General features: G+C 44.8%; 11 protein-coding genes. 6 read left to right on the plus strand and 5 right to left on the minus strand.

Translation table 11 applies throughout. From position 1 onward, the window contains the following. Positions 1-7: 7 nt before the first annotated feature. The 4 genes from FN831_RS08180 to FN831_RS08195 are packed head-to-tail and all read right to left on the minus strand — an operon-like array spanning position 8 to position 7,614. Positions 8-2,188: an alpha-L-rhamnosidase-related protein gene (locus FN831_RS08180; RefSeq protein WP_142527741.1), complete on the minus strand. Its 2,181-nt coding sequence runs from the start codon at positions 2,186-2,188 to the stop codon at positions 8-10. A 10-nt stretch (positions 2,189-2,198) separates the two neighbouring features. Beyond that, entirely contained in the window at positions 2,199-3,782 is a 1,584-nt protein-coding gene (locus FN831_RS08185; protein WP_142527742.1) for a sodium:solute symporter family transporter, read from the minus strand. Beyond that, on the minus strand, positions 3,775-4,875 hold the full coding sequence (locus FN831_RS08190; RefSeq protein WP_142527743.1) for a Gfo/Idh/MocA family protein: 1,101 nt from the start codon (positions 4,873-4,875) through the stop codon (positions 3,775-3,777). Before FN831_RS08190 ends, FN831_RS08185 begins: the two co-directional genes overlap by 8 nt. 18 nt (positions 4,876-4,893) lie before the next feature. Next, positions 4,894-7,614: an L-rhamnose mutarotase gene (locus tag FN831_RS08195; RefSeq protein WP_246101428.1), complete on the minus strand. Its 2,721-nt coding sequence runs from the start codon at positions 7,612-7,614 to the stop codon at positions 4,894-4,896. 65 nt (positions 7,615-7,679) lie between these two features. On the opposite strand from FN831_RS08195, the gene FN831_RS08200 reads away from it, so the two are divergent. Beyond that, positions 7,680-8,117: a DUF4112 domain-containing protein gene (locus FN831_RS08200; protein WP_221931310.1), complete on the plus strand. Its 438-nt coding sequence runs from the start codon at positions 7,680-7,682 to the stop codon at positions 8,115-8,117. A gap of 74 nt (positions 8,118-8,191) precedes the next feature. Continuing rightward, positions 8,192-10,048 (plus strand): sensor histidine kinase, encoded by a 1,857-nt coding sequence (locus FN831_RS08205; RefSeq protein ID WP_246101429.1) that lies wholly within the window; start codon positions 8,192-8,194, stop codon positions 10,046-10,048. Between the two features lie 482 nt (positions 10,049-10,530). Here the strand turns inward: FN831_RS08205 and FN831_RS08210 are convergent, their stop codons facing one another. Further along, positions 10,531-11,358: an N-acetylmuramoyl-L-alanine amidase family protein gene (locus tag FN831_RS08210; protein WP_142527745.1), complete on the minus strand. Its 828-nt coding sequence runs from the start codon at positions 11,356-11,358 to the stop codon at positions 10,531-10,533. A gap of 605 nt (positions 11,359-11,963) precedes the next feature. Between FN831_RS08210 and glsA the strand changes: the two genes are divergently transcribed. The 4 genes from glsA to FN831_RS08230 all read left to right on the plus strand — a co-directional run bounded on the left by glsA (position 11,964) and on the right by FN831_RS08230 (position 18,766). Further along, positions 11,964-13,562: a glutaminase A gene (gene glsA / locus FN831_RS08215; RefSeq protein ID WP_142527746.1), complete on the plus strand. Its 1,599-nt coding sequence runs from the start codon at positions 11,964-11,966 to the stop codon at positions 13,560-13,562. Between the two features lie 93 nt (positions 13,563-13,655). Then, the gene (locus tag FN831_RS08220; RefSeq protein ID WP_221931311.1) at positions 13,656-16,676 is read left to right on the plus strand and encodes a sensor histidine kinase; all 3,021 of its coding nucleotides are present in this window, start codon (positions 13,656-13,658) and stop codon (positions 16,674-16,676) included. A 32-nt stretch (positions 16,677-16,708) separates the two neighbouring features. Then, positions 16,709-17,353: a response regulator gene (locus tag FN831_RS08225; RefSeq protein WP_142527747.1), complete on the plus strand. Its 645-nt coding sequence runs from the start codon at positions 16,709-16,711 to the stop codon at positions 17,351-17,353. 165 nt (positions 17,354-17,518) lie between these two features. After that, a complete protein-coding gene (locus tag FN831_RS08230) occupies positions 17,519-18,766 on the plus strand; it encodes an efflux RND transporter periplasmic adaptor subunit (RefSeq protein WP_142527748.1) in 1,248 nt (415 codons plus the stop codon). The last annotated feature ends 2 nt before the right edge of the window (positions 18,767-18,768 follow it).

Here is an 18,768-nt window from a genome sequence, read left to right on the forward strand (position 1 = left end):
TAAGAGATTATAAAACTGAATTATATTTAATATCATATTCTTTTTCTTTAAGTATTTCAATATCATACACTCCTTGTGTGGCCATTTTAATCAATGCTCCATTACAAACAGGTTTTGTTTTGCTTTTTATGCGTAAAGTGCCCGTGCCTTCTGTGGCACTGATCCTGATCGCGGTAGTACTGCAGTACAATTTTACCAAACCCTTCGGTGTAGGTACTGTTCCCTCGATCCATTTTAAGCCACCAAGTACAGGCTCTGCCAGATAGGTCTGATAACCGGGAGACAAGGGTTTAATCCCCAGGAAATATTTGCCCAGCAGGTAGATCGGGCTGGCTCCCCAGGCATGGCAAAGGCTTTTTCCATAAGGCCGTCCATACATTGCCAGATGTTCAGTTCCTTTTTTGCCGGGATCAAATTCTTCCCAGAAAGAAGTAGCGCCAAGTTTGAGCATTCCGCCCCAATAATCTTTCATCTCTTTGAGCACATACTGCTGCTCTCCGAGGGCGCACAGCGCTTCCAGCTCATAAAAGCGCATATATGGTGTGGTGATCTTCTGCACCTGATCATTCATCAGCACATTTTTCTTTACGCCCTGCTTTTGTGCCTCGTTAAAATAATTAAAGAAGATACCGAACATATTGGCATAACGCGTTACGTTTGCAGTTTGCTGTCCGTTTACAAAGCTATGTACAAGGGCTTGTTTATCTTTATTCCAATATTGATCAAAGATCTTTTTCTTTAACTCTGCGGCAAGTGCTGCATACTTTGCTTCATCTCCCGGCTCCTGTGCTATTGCAGCACTTGTGGCCATAGTTTCCAGACTGCGTGCCAGCAGCAGCTGTTCAAAACTCAGCTCGCCCTTTTTGCTTAGTCCCTCTGCCCAGTCGATAAACACCCAGTCGCCCGCCATCCCTTCCATCATGCCGTCCTGGTTTCTTCTGGATAAACAGTAATCCATCAGGCTTTTCATCCTTGGGTAAAACTGTCTGATAAAAGTTTTATCGCCTGTATATTCGTAATAATCGTGTATGCCCATGAACCAGTAGAAGGTGTAATCCATAATGGTATTGATATGGCTGGTGACAGGGTCTTTACCTCTCAGTGCCAGTAATGTACGTGTGACAGAAGGCGAATCAAAAAGCAGGTAGTAATTCATCAGGTAACTTTGATAAGCATCGCCCGACCAGATCCAGCGGTCGCGCTTTATTCCGTCAATAAAAAACTCACGTGTATTCAGATGGAAGGTGTATTTTGAAACATCGTATATCCTGTTAATTTCCTCATCCGAACAGCGGAAACCACCTTTATCTGCAACAGGCAGATATTCATACAGCATCGAGACAGAGTCTATGCTCATACCGGGTTCAATTTGAATGTTTACAAACCTGAATGCCCTGGTCAAGGCACTGAGTGTATCTGCTTTTTTATCAGGCTTTAACCAAAGCTTATCCAGGGTTTCACATTGCGCAGTATCAAGTGCTTCCTCCCTGGATTCTCCGTAATAGATCCCCAGGATCCCCTTTCCTTTCAAACCATGCAGCTTTACAAAGCCGAAAGTTTCTTTTCCAAAGTCTGCCAGTATGGAACGTCCGCTGCGCTCTGTTTTTACAGGCGACTGAGGCTTCAGCGATAACTTAAATGCAGATGGGGGAGAAGCAGGGTCTTCAAAATCCCATGCAGCAGCGTGGAGCCAGTTTGTGCCCGACTGGTCTGAGGCTTTGCCCGACTGATCTATCCATTCCTTATCTTCATAAGTAACCAGCCAGGAACTGTCAGAATTCACTTTTCTGCCCTTTACAAAAATTGCGGGAACACTATTCTGGCAGAAAACTTTCAGGCTAACCCTGTGTTTTCCAGCTGGGATACTGATCTTTCCCGGGTAACCGAACACAGATTTGCCATCAATTTTCACATTATACTGTCCCTCCACAAACAATTCTGCCCTCTCCGGCTCAGCAAGATCAAAATCTTTGTGAAAATCGATCAGCACATAGTGATTGTCCAGTTTCCAGAAGGGAGGAAGAAAGGAACCCCTTTCCGTTCTGCGGTTCTGCATTTTGTTTCCCAGCCAGATTTCAAAATCTCCGGGATACCAGATCCATGTTGCCTTCTGTGCAAATGCGCTTCCCGTGCCCAGGAATATAAAGATCATGCTCAGAAAAAAAAGATGTCTGTATTTTATAGTCATAAGCTCAGTATTAATGCCCGTTAAAAAAAATATATAAACCTGCCATCACCAGCGCCAGCACAATCCATGCTGTCCACACCCTCCAGGATGGATTTTCAATAGTTGCCAGACCGTCTGACTGGTAAACATGAGGTTGTCTGTCAGCTAAGGATATCACTACAGCGATCAGCAGCAATCCCGAAAAAATCAGAAAGGAAAGCATCAGGTAATGCGGCCAGAAAGAGTACTGGTCTGGTGGAAGGATCCACAGATAGGTAATGCCGGTTGCCAGGCTTAGTGCCGAGCCCGCAGAGAGTGTAAAGTTTACGGCCTTGCGGCTTGTGCGCTTCCAGAAAACAGTGAGCAGGAAAACCACTGATAAGGGAGGTGCTATAAAACCAAGTACCGACTGAAAGATGTCAAATAAGTTCAAGCCCTTGATATGGTCGATCGCCAGCACAACAACTACCGCCAGTATACATCCGGCAACAACTGAGAGCCTCCCAACCCTTACAATGTCGCTGTTGCTGGCGCCGGGATTGATCTTCTTCACATAAACATCCATCGTAAAAACTGTACTGAGAGAATTGAGTGATGAGCCGATGGTGCCTACCAGCACGGCGATCAGCACTACGATGACCAGTCCGTTCATTCCCGGAGGGAACAGATGGGTTACCATTGTCATATAGGCTTCGTTGGGATCTTTAAGGCCGGGAAACAGCACAGAGCACAAAATCCCTGTCAGAATAAAAAGGGGCAGGGACAGGATCTTTAACCAGGCAATAAAGTTCACGCCCAGCTGGCCCTGTTCAAGGGTTTTTGCCCCAAGCACGGACTGTACCATCGACTGATCAGTACAGAAAAAGGCTACAGCAGCTACCGGATATCCCAGCAGAATGGCATACCAGGGATATTTAGGGTCGGTCGCCGGCTGGATCAGGTTCCAGAAATGGGAGGGCGTTTGATGATACAGGGATTGTATCCCGCCAGCTTTGTATAAACCAAGTATGGTGAGCGTTAGTGAAACACCGATCAGCAGGAGCATCTGAAAAACGTTCACTTTAGCAATCGCCTTTAGTCCGCCTGCAAAAGTGAACAGGCCTGCAAAAGCAACAAGCACAGTGACCGACTGCCACATAGGTATTCCCAGGATCTGCCTTACCAGAAAGCCGCCGGCAAAAAGTCCGAGCGACAGCCAGGAAATGAGGATTTTAATCAGTGCGTACCAGGCAAGGATGTTCTGTGTAGAATCTCCGTAACGCTTGCCCATAAACTCAGGCATTGTACTCACCTTTGCGGCAAGGTATTTCGGTGCAAATACAATTGCCAGCAGAAACAGGAACAGGAAAGCGTACCAGTCAAAATTTACCGCCACAATGCCTGTGGTGTAGCCAATGCTGGCAAAAGCAAGGAGCATGGAGGGGCCAACATTTGTTCCCCACATATTGAAACCTATGCTTTGCCAGCCAAGCGACTGATTGGCCAGGAACAGATTTCCGCCTGCCTTTTTTTTATCTTTAAAGCTGGCCCTGTACCCGATCACCATCAGGATCACCAGGTACACGGCAACAATAACGTAATCCAGTGCGGTTAAACGTGCTGTGATATTACCCATTTGCCATCGGTTGAAGGCTGATACTCTCTTTCGAAATCCCATATTCTTCCAGTATGGCATCGATTTTTACCGGTAAGCCTGTAGCCAGAGAACGGTCCATCGCCTGTAGTAAAGCAATGGTACCAATGCCCTCTTTCAGATCGGGATAGGCCGTGGTACCTTCATCCAGGCATTGTGCAAAGTATTCCAGGTAATTCTGGTATTCGCCGGCGTGATGGCTTTTGCCTTCAAAGCGGAAGTAGTGTTTGAGCTTGTGTTCCCAGGTGATGAGCTGCTCCTCGCCGGTGTTGGTGGTCACCGCATAGCGAAGGTCCATATAGTCTGCCTGGCTGCAGCCCTCAGTGCCCCTCAAAATGCAGCTCATCTCGCTGTCCCGTAGGTTGGGTTGTACGGGACCGGTATAAGCACCGCTCACCCTTGCAATCCTGCCGTCCTTTGCCTTGAAAATAAAATGCATCGTGTCCTGGTTTTTCAGACCGGCGGCGGCGCCGTTTGCACTCAGCATTCCATAGCCCATTACTTCTTCAATTTCAGGTAAATACCAGCGGATAAAGTCGGTAGGGTGGCTCAATCCGCCATATAACCATTTGAACGATTGCTTCAGTGACCATCCTTTCTCGAGGAACCACCGGTGGTCCGCATGGTAATGTCCCTCTATCGTGATCAGCTCACCGATCAGCCCGGCCTCAAAATCCCTGCGCTGTCTTTTAACAGGCTCAAAGAAACGCGAACTCTGGCCTACAAATACTTTTTTACCGGATTGTTCGCTAAGCCGGATCAGCTCATTGGCAACAGAAAGGTCGTCAATAAAGGGTTTGGTACATACCACATGCTTTCCATGTATGAGTGCCTGTTTCACATGTTCTGCATGCAAATGATCGGGAGTATAAATAGCGATGACTTCAATTTCCGGATCATCCAGCAAACGCTGGTAGTTGGTAGTGAAATTATAAAAACCAAATTCTTTGGCCCTTTGCCTGCATAGCTCTTCGTTTGCATCACAAATAATCTTCAGCGTAATTTTTTCGCTCGCGAGCGCCGCAGAAATTGTGCTGCGGCCTTCTCCTAATCCTAATATTCCTAAGTTTAGCATATATGATATATAAGATACCTATTGATTGATCTGTTTAAATGAAACCCATACTTCCCCGGGAGCAGTGCCTGTAAGGCCTTCCTGATATTTCTTCATCAAGGTATTCCATTCATCAACCCTTGGGTTGTTTGCGGAGGTCCTGGGGTTCAGCTCTGCTAAGCTTTTGCCTTTGGGTATGCTGATCACCAGGATCAGCTGATCGCCGTTTTTGAAAACCTGCAGCTCCTGAAAATCTGCATTGCAGAATCCCTGCGATACTTCAGGCCAGTCTTTGAACTGGTTTTGATGATAGCTGAGGTATTCCTTCTGCAGCAGGGAGTCCTTAACCAGTGCGGCGCTAAGGATCACATTGTCCCACTCAGCTGCAGTAACGCCTGCCGGGCAATGTTTAGCGCGTTTAAATTCGTAAAAAGGAGCGTTGTAGATCCTGATGCTGTCTTTTTTAAATAGGTGCTGCAGATCATCGCGCAGGAGCAGCGGATTTTCCACAGCGCCATAAAGCAGAGTATGGTTTTTCCATTGGTATACGCTGCCGGCAGGGAGGCCATATTTTTTGCATAACGTGCTCAGCAGTTTCTGATCATGTTCCTTTCCGGACCTGCCGGTAATCTCCAAAACCTTAACCTTCTCAGAGTGGTTGATCTGCCAGTTAGGGGCGGGCGGTACCCTTTCTTTGATCAGGTAGTGATAAGGCTTCTGTAATCCCGCCAGCCTTTTGATACTGTCAGCTACCCAGGGGCCGTTATTTTCCCAGATATTGCCTGGGCCGTTGGCATTCTGAAGGAACTTATCACTGGGTGTCCAGTTATTTTTAACAGTAATAAAAGAAGAACCTTCGTCGGTATACAAATAGAACCAGTGATTGGGGTCGTGGGGGTAAGGGGCTTTATAAATACTGTCGGCATAGTTACCGCTGATCAGTGAATTGGGCTGGGCAGATAAAGTATAGATTGCGGATACATCATACATATGTTTGCCATAACGCTGTATCTTGTTTCCCCTGATCTGGTTATCTTTCATCACATTGACCGTCTTTGTCCATCCCCACCCCACAGAAATCCCCGTATAGGGCAGTTCGCTGAGATCGTTGTGTTCAATCATGATTCCCCTTACATATCCGGCACTGATCCCTGTTGCCCCCCAGTCCTCATTGGCAACATCAGTAATCAGGTTATTGCTGATCAGGTCATTGCTGCAAATCTCTCTCTCGTCCCGTGGTTGCCAGGGGATATGTACCTCCTGTGCCTCATCAGAAAATACACCCGTCTGGAGGCCCGTGCCGCAGATATCCTTAAATAAATTTCCCCTGATGCTGCTGTAATGCGTTCCCCTCTGATAATCGAGCCCGGTAGAGCCGAGGTGTTCAAAGCGGCAGTCTTCAAAACTGGTATGGTCTGCAAAAGCTACCTCTGCGGCGGCAGGAGGCCTTCCCACCCAGGCCTGATTTTCCAGTGTTTTCTTGTCGGCAGTACCCGGAACAGTAAGCTTGTACGCATCAATCATATACATTCCGGACTGATGGGGCACATGTCCTTCATGTGAAGGGCGGAGCCAGCTGCTGTGTTCAAATGAAATGCCTTTGAATGTTACATAAGCTACCGGGCGATCGGCCGTACCTTTCATCTGCAGCAGGGTTTCCAGCACTGGTACCGTCACTTCAGCGGTTTTCAAATCCTCGTTTTTCTTTGGCCAGTAATAAACTTTCCGGTTTTTTTTATCCAGGTACCACTCACCGGGCGTATCCAGAAACTGTACTGCATTGCTGAGGAAAAACGCTGAATTGCCGCTTTGTGCGGAGATCCATGGAGCCGGCCAGGGATGTTCAGACTGTATACGGCTTTCGGGCTGATAAAAAGACAACCGGGCGCTGTCGCCCCTAACTTCTGCTGATTTGATCCTCAGCACAGCGATAGCCCACCATTGGTGGATCAGCATTTCCATTCCCTGTACTTTACTGAGGTCGGCAGCAGGTTTCGGGATCCAGCAGGTTTCATCTTTATGGTTCCAGGAAAGTATCCTGTTCATCATATCCGGGCCGGTATCCCTTGAGCGTAGCGCTTTGATATTATTTACATATAACTGTCTGAAATCAACGAGCTCATCTCCGTCAAAAAGCGCGTCTGCCGCCCAAACCTTTCCTTTTGCTGCTGACGGTAAACCCGGAATATCTGCATCGCAGATTTTCCATCCGCCAAGGCTTCTTCCGCCGCTGATCACAGGTTTTTCGCCTGTTGCAGCCATGATCGTGATAGGGCTCTCAGCGGTGCCTGAATCCTCCGGCCGCAGCACAACAGCTTCCTGAAGTTCATATTTCCCCCCTCTCACGAGGATGGTTATACCATCTGCAATGGAAGGATCGGCCAGTCTTCGCAGTTCCCGGGCTTTCCTGAGCGCAAAGGAAAGATCTGCCAGAGGCTTTTCTTTTGTACCGGGGTTGCTGTTATTGCCTTGCGGGGAAACCCAGATCTCTGCTGCAAAGCTGAAGTACGGACAGAGCAGCAGCAGGAAAATCACAACGCGATATTTAGTGCGGTTCTTCATCATAGTTCTCCTTCTTTGATCCGGTTCAGTTGCTGCATCTGTTGATTTATATTGGTTTTTCTTTCCTGTAAAAATAATCAACCAAACCATCGTTTTTATATACCAGGTTTTCCGGGTATTGTACGATCTCATCCTGAGATCCTGCGCGCTGATAAAGATCCTGTTCCCCGAATAAAGCTTTGCGGCAAACAATTTCATGCGGATGCCGTTATCTTGAAATGCCTCATCAACCTAATTTCCCCGATACAGCTGAAAAACCAGGAATGAACATCGTTAAACGATTGGTTTACCTGCTTGACGAACAGTTTCGCTTGCCTGGAACTAATTTTCGGTTTGGTCTGGATCCGCTGATGAACCTCTTTCCGGTTGTAGGTGATATGACAGGGTTTCTGATCTCAGCGGGGCTTTTACTGGCGATGGCAAGGAAAGGCGCCAGTAATAAACTGGTGGTGCTGATGAGCATCAATATATTCCTGGATGCCGTTATCGGTGGTATTCCTTTTATCGGACAGGTCTTCGATTTCTTTTTCAAAGCCAACAGCCGCAACCTCAGGCTGATGAAAGAACATTATATAGAAGGCAGGCATAACGGCAGTGGTAAAAACACAATAGTTCTGGCGGTTGCAATTTTGATTATTCTGCTGATTATACTTATATTTCTGCTGGTAAAACTGGGCGACTGGCTGATTAACCTCTTTTAAGGTAACATCATTGTTAGCTTTGTGATCATGATTATCATTATCTTAGAGTAAAATATTTAATCCATCATATTAATTTGAAACCAGACCTCGCCGCCTTTATCAGGTCGAACTATAGAAACACTTTTACGGTATTGATGCTGGTGATCATCTTTGAGGTGAGCGTAAAACAGAACTACCTGCTGTTTCATACCATCGTTGAACTTATTGCCATTGTAGTGGCTTTCGCTGTGTTCATTATTACCTGGAATTCACGTAAGATGCTCGATAACAATTACCTCTATTTTGTGGGCATCGCTTATATTTTTATTGGTGCCCTTGATCTGATGCACACAATAACATTCAAAGGAATGCAAATCTTTCCCGGAACGGCCTATTACGCCAACCAGTTTTGGGTGGCTACCAGAGCTTTGGAAGCACTCACGCTCCTTATTGGCTTTCTGTTTCTCCGGATGAAAAAGATGCTGAACGGGGATTTTATCATCCTTTGTTATTCTGTAATTACCGTGCTCATCATACTCTCTATCCTTAACTGGAATATTTTTCCGGTATGTTACACTGATCAGATCGGACAAACCCCCTTTAAGATTTATGCCGAATATGTTATCATATTAATGCTTTGTTTTGCCGGCATCATGCTCTACCGTTCCAGAAAGCTTTTCGACAGGCCAATATTTAATCTGTTATGCCTTTCCATTCTCTTCGCCGTACTCAGTGAATTTTGTTTCACACTGTATATTTCAAATTACAGCTTTACCAATCAGCTGGGACATTATGCCAAACTCATTTCCTTTTTTCTGATTTATAAAGCTAACGTAGAAAAGGGATTTACTACACCTACAGGATTAATTTTCAAGAACCTGAAGGACAATGAAGAGAAATACCGGACCCTGGCCGAAAACCTGCCCGAGCTCATCTTCAGGTTCGACCAGAATTTTGTATGTCTTTATGCCAATACAGCAATTGAAAAGTTTCTGCCTAACCGTCATCAGTTTTATACAGGAAAAAACGTTGCTGAGTTCGGATTTCCTTCCCATTTCGAAAACCAGCTCAGCCAGATCCTGATCAGGGCGGAGAAAGCCAAAGCAATTCAGGAGGTAAAGTTCGATCTGCTCAATGTCAACCAGGAATATTCTTTTTCTATGCAGGCCATCCCTGAATATGGATCAGATAGCAATGGCGGCACTTTTCTTGTGATTTGCTATGATATTACTGAATTGAAGCTGAATGAAAGGAGGCTGCAGGACCTGAATGCCACGAAAGACAAGTTCTTTTCTATCATTGCGCACGACCTCAAAAATCCTTTTACTTCCCTGATCGCTTTCAGCGAACTGATCTACAAGAACGTCAACAAACTCAGTACTGAAAAGATTGAGAGCCTGGCCATCAGGATGAACGATTCTTCCAAACAGGCATTTGCACTGCTTGAAAATCTTTTAAACTGGTCGCGGGTCCAGACCGGTGCCCTGGTACCTGATCCCAGGGTAGTAGAGATTGAAAGGCTCCTGAGCGAAAACCAGGCACAGGCCGCATCTCTGGCATTGGCAAAAGGGATTACTATTCAAATTGATAGCATCTGTACCGGCAGGATCTTTGCCGACAAACAAATGATCGACACAGTATTGAGAAACCTAATCGCAAATGCTATCAAATTTAGTTATGCCAATAGCACAATATGGCTGAAAGCAGAGGATCAGCAAAATCATATACTGTTCTCCGTTGCCGATGCTGGGGTTGGTATCGATCAGCAGACCCTCAGTCAGTTGCTTAAAATCGATAGCAACATTTCCACACGCGGCACCGGCGAAGAAAAAGGAACCGGCCTCGGACTGATACTCTGCAAGGAGTTTGTTGAGCTAAGCGGCGGAAGGATTTGGGCGGAGAGTGAATTTGGATTAGGGACAACCTTTTATTTTACCGTGCCCTCGGTTTAGTATATCAGAGCTTCCTGAATAATTATTTTTATCAAAATTTCATTGATTATCTATTTTTATACCTATTTTTCATAATGAAAAGACGGATTTGGCCCTGTAACTATGTTTGAACGTCTAAAACGATTGGAAATATGGTAATTATACGCGGCGATAATCTCTTTTATTTATATTAAATATAATTTTTACCTTTAAATATTAATCATATTATAAAAGTTACATTTTACAAGATGGTAATTGCCAAAAATGTTGCATTGATTTCTTTTTTTGTGGAATATTGTGAAGTCTTAAAACGATTTAGCCTAAAGCAGCTTTTTAGTAGATTTTGATCATTTCTGAGCCCTGAAAAAATCGGTTAAGCAACCCATATTTAGAAGATGTAATCTGCATGGAGCAGAATCAAGAGTTTACCTGAGGATGGATGTCAAAGGTAATAATAGGTAATAACAGTTAATAATGAAGGCCAGTTTATCTGGCCTTTTTTATTAGTTCATACCTAACAGTTTATGATATTCTGTAATGGCGGTGGTAATATTCTGGACGATCTCTTCGCGGCCACTTTGCGAGTTAATGTATTCTTCTTCTCCCGGATTACTGATAAAACCAATTTCTGTCAGCACAGCAGGCATACCGGCTTTTGCCAGCACTGCAAGGCTCTGTTCCTTTACTCCGCGGTCTACACGGCCAACCTTAATATACTGTTGCTGGATAAGCCCTGCAAGTTTAATGCTTTGACGGCGATAGGCATTTTTCATCAGGGAAAGAATAATATAACTTTCCGGGTCATTGGGATTAAAGCCCTCATAATTGTCTTTATAATCTTTCTCCAACAGGATGGATGCATTCTCCCTTAGTGCGGCCTCCTGTTCACCAACCCTTCCAGAACCCGATACCAGGGTCTCTACTCCGGTAACGTTTGTTCTGCCCCTCATATTTGATGGCATAGAGTTACAGTGGATGGATATAAAGAGGTCTGCATGAGCCCTGTTCGCGATATCAATACGCTCGTATAAGGGAATAAATACATCCTCTGTACGGGTATAGATCACCTTGCTGTTTGGAATTTGTTTTTCAATAGTTTGTCCTAAAAGGAGTGCTACCTGGAGCGCTACATCTTTTTCTCTTGAAAATTCTCCCCTGGTAGAACCGTCTTTGCCACCATGTCCTGCATCTACCACAATGGTCATCGTTCTGGGGCCTGACGGCAGCAATTGCACCGGGACTGATTGCCCGTAAGTATAAGCGGAGCTCAGAACTAACAGGCAGGCGAAAATAATCCTTGAAGAAAGGTTTTTGTTAATACGTTTTGGCATTCGTTATTCGTGTGTTTATTCAAATTTACAAAAGATTAGCAGCATTTCTAAAATAGTTTTTTAAGTTTTGTTCGCAGGGGAGGGTGACCCGGGCACAGGCAGGATTTTACTTCATCACAATCCATATTTACATCCTTACGTAAAGTCATCTGCCAAATGTAAATTCTTCTGATACGCAGCGGGTGTCATTTCATCCCGGATGAAATTTCCCGCGATCAGCAGGCTGCTGGTGTGCCCGCCATTTGATCGGGATATATGATTCTCTTTTCTGTTAAGCCATCCTGCCCGCTTCCCCAAAAGTGGGGATAAGATTGATCGCTTTTGGGGATATGTGATCTCTCATGATCTTTCCATATTTGTATAGCTCATTAATGATAAACACTGGAAGGGAGCAAAGGCGCTTGAAAGCCAATACTGTCCGAAAGTGAATGTCTTTATCGGTTCATTAAATTTAGTAAGTTTTAGTTCAGTTTTATGGCTCCCCCACAGGGAGCCATTTGCTGTTCAGGCGTTTTTAATCTGCACCGGCCATCCCCATTATTGGGGATAAAGAACCCCCGTTTTTGGAGATGTGATGCCGGTGCCTTTATACAGAACTTTGTGGTATGGCAACTACAGCAAAACAACAGGAGAAAATCAAGTTAAATGGTACCGACAGAACAGACTTCAACGGTATGATGGAAGCTGAATACAAGCATCTCTTTGAATGTCTGAGAAAGAGCAAGGACGCCAGTATATATTTTTCTGACCTCTTTTCTGCGCTGCATGCAGTTGGGATCATGGAAAATGACCCGAGGTTAAAATTAGACTTGTCTGATCTCAGTATCGCATCGCAGGTACTGGATTATGATACTTTCAAAGAAATTCTCAAACGCAGTCTTGGCGGTGTGATCAAGGATGCCATTCAGGGAAACCTGATCATTCCCGACTTCAACAGCTTCTGCAAAGAAATTATGTCGATTTATGAATTGACAAATAAAAATAAGGGCGGCAATGTAGCTACTTATATCCCACAACTGGGCAGGGTAGATCCCGAGAAGTACGCAATTTCTATATGTACCGTCAGCGGGCAGCAGTTTTCTATCGGCGATAGCACTGAGGATTTCTGTATCCAGTCTATTTGCAAGCCTGTCAATTATTGCATGGTGCTTGAAGAGCACGGTGAAGATGTTGTTCATCAGCATGTTGGGCGCGAACCCAGCGGAATAGGGTTTAACGGGCTGGTGCTCAATGAAAATAATTTGCCTCATAACCCAATGATCAATGCAGGCGCTATCATGACCTGTTCCCTGATCAGGCCTGAACTCGAAATGGCAGACCGTTTCGAATATGTACTTAATTTCTGGAACAAAATTACCGGGCATCAAAATGCGATGGGCTTTAATAATTCAGTTTACCTGTCAGAGAAAGAGACGGCCGACCGGAATTTTGCCCTGGGCTATTATATGAAAGAAAAGGGAGCTTTTCCGGAGCATACCAATTTGCTGAACACACTGGAATTTTATTTCCAGTGCTGCTCTATTCAGACAGATACCAATGCCATGGCAGTAGCTGCTGCAACGCTGGCCAACTCAGGAATCTGTCCGCTTACAAATGAACGCGCAATGGAAAATAATACTGTCAAAAATTGTCTTTCACTGATGAATTCATGTGGTATGTATGATTTTTCCGGTGAGTTTGCCTTTACCATCGGACTGCCTGCAAAAAGTGGCGTGGCAGGAGGGTTAATGCTGGTAATTCCCAACCTGATGGGAATCGCAATCTGGTCGCCAAAGCTGGATAAATCCGGCAATTCTGTAAAAGGTATTGAGTTTTCGAAGGAACTGGTGAAACGTTATAACTTCCATAGTTACGACAGTCTGAACCTTAACAATCCCGACAAGAAAGATCCGCGTTTAAAGAGAAATGAGTCCAGAATTGATGATGCAATGAGCCTTTGCTGGGCTGCATCAGAAGGAAATCTTTTAGAAGTGCAGCATTTATATGCCCGGGGAATAAATATCAATATGGCCGACTATGACGGAAGGACTGCTCTGCATCTTGCCGCATCAGAAGGGCATGATCATGTCATTGCCTACCTGATAGATAAGGGTGTTGATCTCAATCCTCGTGACAGATGGGGCAATACACCTCTTCAGGATGCCTACAAGGGAAATCATAGCGCTACAATTCTGCTGCTGGAGAACAACCACGCGTTAAAATGAGGGGACGTAAGTCGATTGTAATAGAATGCAGGAAAAGATCCACTTACATACTCATACAAGTTTGCGAATTTTACTTTCAATTAATATTCCTGGATGGAATACCCGATTAATATGTGGAAATTTGCGGTGATGAATTACTTGGGTAAATTTAAAGTGCATCGCATACTTCTTGTATTTTCTTTGCTATTTCTCTGCTCATTTAATAGTGTTGCGCAACAGGCGGCCCGTTATTTTAATTCTATCAATACTGATAATGGATTATCTCACCATAAGGTGAATGTCATCTTCCAGGACAGCCGTGGCTTTATGTGGTTTGGTACTGAAGATGGCCTGAATAGATATGACGGTAAATACTTCACAAAGTACAGTAACGATGTATCAAACAAATCTTCACTATCCGGAAATATCATTACCTGTATCACAGAGGATGAAAATCAATTTCTATGGATTTCCACTGCCGAAGGCGGGATCAGCCGTTATGACTACAGACAGCCGGCGGCCAGCCAGTTTAAACAGTTCAGGCATGATGAACGGAATAAGTACAGTGTGCCGGAAAACAGGATCCTGAATATTCAGGATGATGGAAGAGGCCATCTCTGGCTGGCTACCGGCCGCAGTTATATTGTGCGTTTTAACAAAAAGACAGAGCGCTTTGAGACACCGATTGCCGTTGGCACCCGGGGAATATCAGCTATGCACCTGAACAGGAATGGTATACTGGTGGTAGCCAAGGTTGGTGGCGGATTGCTGAAAATCAATACCCTGACGCTCAGCTTTGAAGTTGCCCCGCAGGAGAACTTTTTTGGCCAGTATGCATCGATCGTACAAAAACGCCTTCCCGGAACGGAAATCACGGCATTTGCAATGGATAACGATGACCACATCTGGATGGGCTGTTCTAATGATTCCGGTTTGGAGGTGTATGATAAAAGAACAAAAACATTTTCCAGTTACCGGTATGATCCCCTGAAAGAGGGATCTCTGACGAATAACCAGGTCAACTATATCTGTGTTGATGGTTCAGGCATTGTATGGGTAGCCACCAACAACGGAATCAGTGAGTTTAATCCCCTTTTCCAGCCCTTTAATAAAGTTTACCTGCCGGAGCAGAAGAGTGATGAGGTCGTGTATGATTTTTATCGCGATACGGCAGATAAGTTATGGATCGGTACCAGTGACGGCTTGTTTATCAGGGATCTTCGCAGCGGTAAGTTTGAACACAGGAAGCTGAGCTACAAGGGTACAACACTGGCAGTGACAAAGTTTTTTTATGATAACGATGGCACATTTTATCTCGGAACAGACTATTCCCTCTTTATCTATGACAGGGCAAAAAATCGATTGTCCCTCTTGCCCAACACAGAACAGGATCCCTTGATGAGCCGGATCACAGATTCCAGAATCGTTTCCATCGTAAGAGATACCATCGGTTCGCACCCTGTGCTGCTCGTTTCACCATACGGGCTGTATATCACCTATTATGATTTTGTTGACAAACGCTGGGTTTCAAAGCTGGACCCGGTGAAAAAGATCATCAAAAAGTTCAATCTGAAAGATAATCTTGTCCGTAAACTGTATAAGGGCAATGGTGGGAACATCTGGGTAGCTACGGCTAAATACGGCCTGGGCGACTGGGACCCGAACTCATCCGGTAAAATCAGGTACCAGCGCGAAAACAGGGATACCGCACTTTCTCTTAATGAGGATGATGTCTTCGATGTACAGGAAGGTACCAAAGACAACCTCTGGGTAAGCACCTATGGCGGAGGATTAAAATACTACAATTCTTTAACCCACCGGGTTGTTCATATCAGCGAATCGAGTAATTTGTCTGAAGGAATACAGACAGACCGCGACGGTAACATATGGATGGTTTGCAACGGGCACATGCATAAATACGATCCCTTTAAATCCGAATATAGTTGTTATGAACCCCCGGGGCCGCAGCGTGACAGTGGCCTGAGCGGTTATATTTACAAGGATGCTGATGGTCAGCTGTACATTGGCGGTACAAATTATTACGTGGTGTTTAACCCCTCCAGTATTGGGCCAATCAATCACTCACCGAATGTCTATTTCACAGATTTTAAAATCTTTGATACTTCATATAATGAATTGCTGTCAGGTAAGGAGATAGAACTGCAGTACGATCAGAAGTATTTCTCCGTAGAATTCTCAGCGCCCGAATACAACGGGGATAATATCCAGTATGCCTACATGCTGGAAGGAATGGATAAAAAATGGATCAAATCTGGTAAACGGAATTATGCGGTGTATGCAAATCTTCCGGCTGGCGACTATATTTTTAAAGTGAAAGCCGGCAACTGGCAGGGCGACTTTGGAAATAATGTGACTTCTATCAGGATCACTATTCCTGCGCCGTTCTGGGCATCATCGTGGTTTTATACCTTGGTGGCCCTTTCTGTCATTGGCCTGGCGATCATCCTGTACCGGTACAGGATCACAGAAATACTGAACAGGCAGGAAGTAAGAAACCGTATCGCAGTAGATCTTCACGATAACATTGGCTCTACACTCAGCAGTATTTCTGTATATAGCCAGGTTGCTAAAATCTACCAGCAGCAGCAAAACAGTTATCAATTGAATAAAGTACTGGATACTATCGGTGAGACTGCTAGTGAGATGATCAGCGAAATGGGGGATATCGTTTGGGCAATCAATCCCAAAAATGACCATATGAGCAGTATCTACAGCAGGATGGATTCCTATGCAAGACCTGTTTGCAAAGCAAAAGATATTACCTTTGATCTGCACTGCGACCCTAAAGTGCCTTTCCTGAAACTGGAGATGAATGTGAGAAAGAATATCTATCTCATCTTTAAAGAAGCAATCAATAACTCGCTCAAATATTCCGGCTGCAAAGCGATTGCAGTGAAATTATATCTCAAAGACGGGAACCTGATCTTAAGTATTTATGATGACGGAACCGGATTTGACCAGAGTGAACGCAGTGAAAATGACGAAACCTCGCTTTCAGGCAATGGTTTGAGGAACATGAAAATGCGTGCAAATGAAATCGCAGCACAACTAAAGATATTCAGCACGAAAAATGGGATGGGGACCCTGATCGAAGTGCGTTATAAAATCCCCTGATAACTTGATCCATCCACTTAATATTAAATGACATGAGTTTACGTATAGCAATTTTTGACGATAATAAAAATATAAGACAAAGTATAACTTTACTGATCAGTACCAATCCGGATATGGAAGTAGTTGGCTCTTTTGGCAATGTGCTCAACTGTGTGAACGACTGTCTGAAGTGTGAACCTGATATTGTGCTGATGGATATTCAAATGCCTGGTATGAGTGGCATTGAAGCTGTACAGATCCTGAAACAGGAGCTGCCAACCATTCAGATCCTGATGCAAACCGTTTTTGAAGATGATGACAGGGTTTTTGATGCCATATGCGCGGGAGCATCGGGCTATGTGTTAAAAGACGACCTTAAAAATAAGTTGATTGATGCTATTAAAGAACTGCATTTTGGCGGCTCTCCTATGAGCCCGAGTATCGCGCGTAAAGTGATCAACAAACTGCAGATTCCTGAAAGGATCAATAAAACATCGGTGAATGAATACAAGCTTACCCCGAGAGAAAAGGAAGTATTGCTTTGTATTGTAAATGGTTTGAGCTATAAAATGGTTGCCGCAGAACTCTTTATCAGCTACGAGACAGTACGCAGCCACATTAAAAAGATCTATGAGAAACTCCATGTTGCCTCGCTCACAGAAGCCGTTGCAAAAGCAATCAAACAGGGTATAGTATAGCCCCTGCTTCAACACCGGTACCCAGGCATGCCCTCCAGCTGTCCTATTCTGCAACAGCTTGTCCGGTATCGGACGTAACTGCTGCAGGTGAATTTTATAAACATCTGATAGTTAGTTTTTTACATGTGGCACATCCTTTGGAATGTGAGATGCTAAAAACTAATTATGGATACAAACATTGAGCAGCAGGTTCTAAGTGCCAGGAAGAAGAAAGTACTGGCATATATTCTTGCAGGGCTCGTGTTGCTGGCCGCAACAGCCCTGGTTTTGCGGAAGCTGTTCAGTGCCACGCTAAAGCGCTCGGAGATCACCACAGCCCTTGTGCAGAGAGGTGATATCGAAAATACAATCAATGCCTCCGGCGAAGTAGTTCCTGAATTTGAGGAGGTCATCAGCAGCCCTATTGCGGCTTCTATCCAAAAGGTAGTCATGGACGCAGGCAAAACCATTAAAGCAGGGCAGTCTATCCTTACGCTGGATAAATCGGCGGCGGCTACTGAGTATCAAAAGCTAAAATTCCAGCTCGACTCCAAACAGAACGACATCAGGAAGATGCGCCTGGAACTTGACAAAAGTTTTTACGATATCAAATCCAATAACGACATCAAGCAGTTGCGTATCAACAGCCTGAAGGCCGCTGTAGAGAATGCAAAAAGACTGCATAGTGCCGGTGGCGGTACACGTGAAGATATCGAACAGGCAGAGCTTGACCTGAAAGTTGCCCAGCTTGAAAAAAAACAGCTGGAGAATGAGATTTTGAGTAAGCAGCAAACCATGCGCCTGCAGATCAGAGAAGTAGAGCTGGCGGCCAGCATCCAGCAAAGCGAGCTCAATGAATTGTCGCGCAAGCTCCGTCAGGCAGATATCCAGGCGGGCAGAAGTGGTGTGGTCACCTGGGTAAACAAAAATATCGGCGCTACGATCCAGCCGGGAGAAGTGATTGCCCGCATTGCCGATCTCTCCAGCTTTAAGGTTAAAGGCACGATTGCCGACAATTTTATTGATCAGCTCAAAAACGGGATGACCGCCATTATCAGGATCAATGAAATGCAGGTAAGGGGCAAAGTGACCAATATATATCCTGCTATACAAAACGGAACGGTTTCATTTGATATCCTTCCGGATCAGAAGAACAGCAAGTTATTCCGCCCGAATTTAAAAACAGACGTTTTCCTGATTACAGCCAAGCGCAGTAATGTGCTCCGCATCAGCAATGGCCAGACGTTTAAAGGCTTAGAGAGCGAGTACATCTTTGTGCTGAAGGATGGTATTGCCGAAAGAAGGCTGGTGAAAACCGGTCTGAGCAATTTTGATTTTGTGGAGCTTAAAGATCAGGTAAAAGCCGGAGATACTGTGATCACATCCGATATGAGCGAGTATAGGAATACGCGTAACATTCATATTCAACCCTGAGC

Origin of the sequence: Pedobacter westerhofensis, assembly GCF_900182595.1 — a bacterium.
Lineage (GTDB): Bacteria > Bacteroidota > Bacteroidia > Sphingobacteriales > Sphingobacteriaceae > Pedobacter > Pedobacter westerhofensis.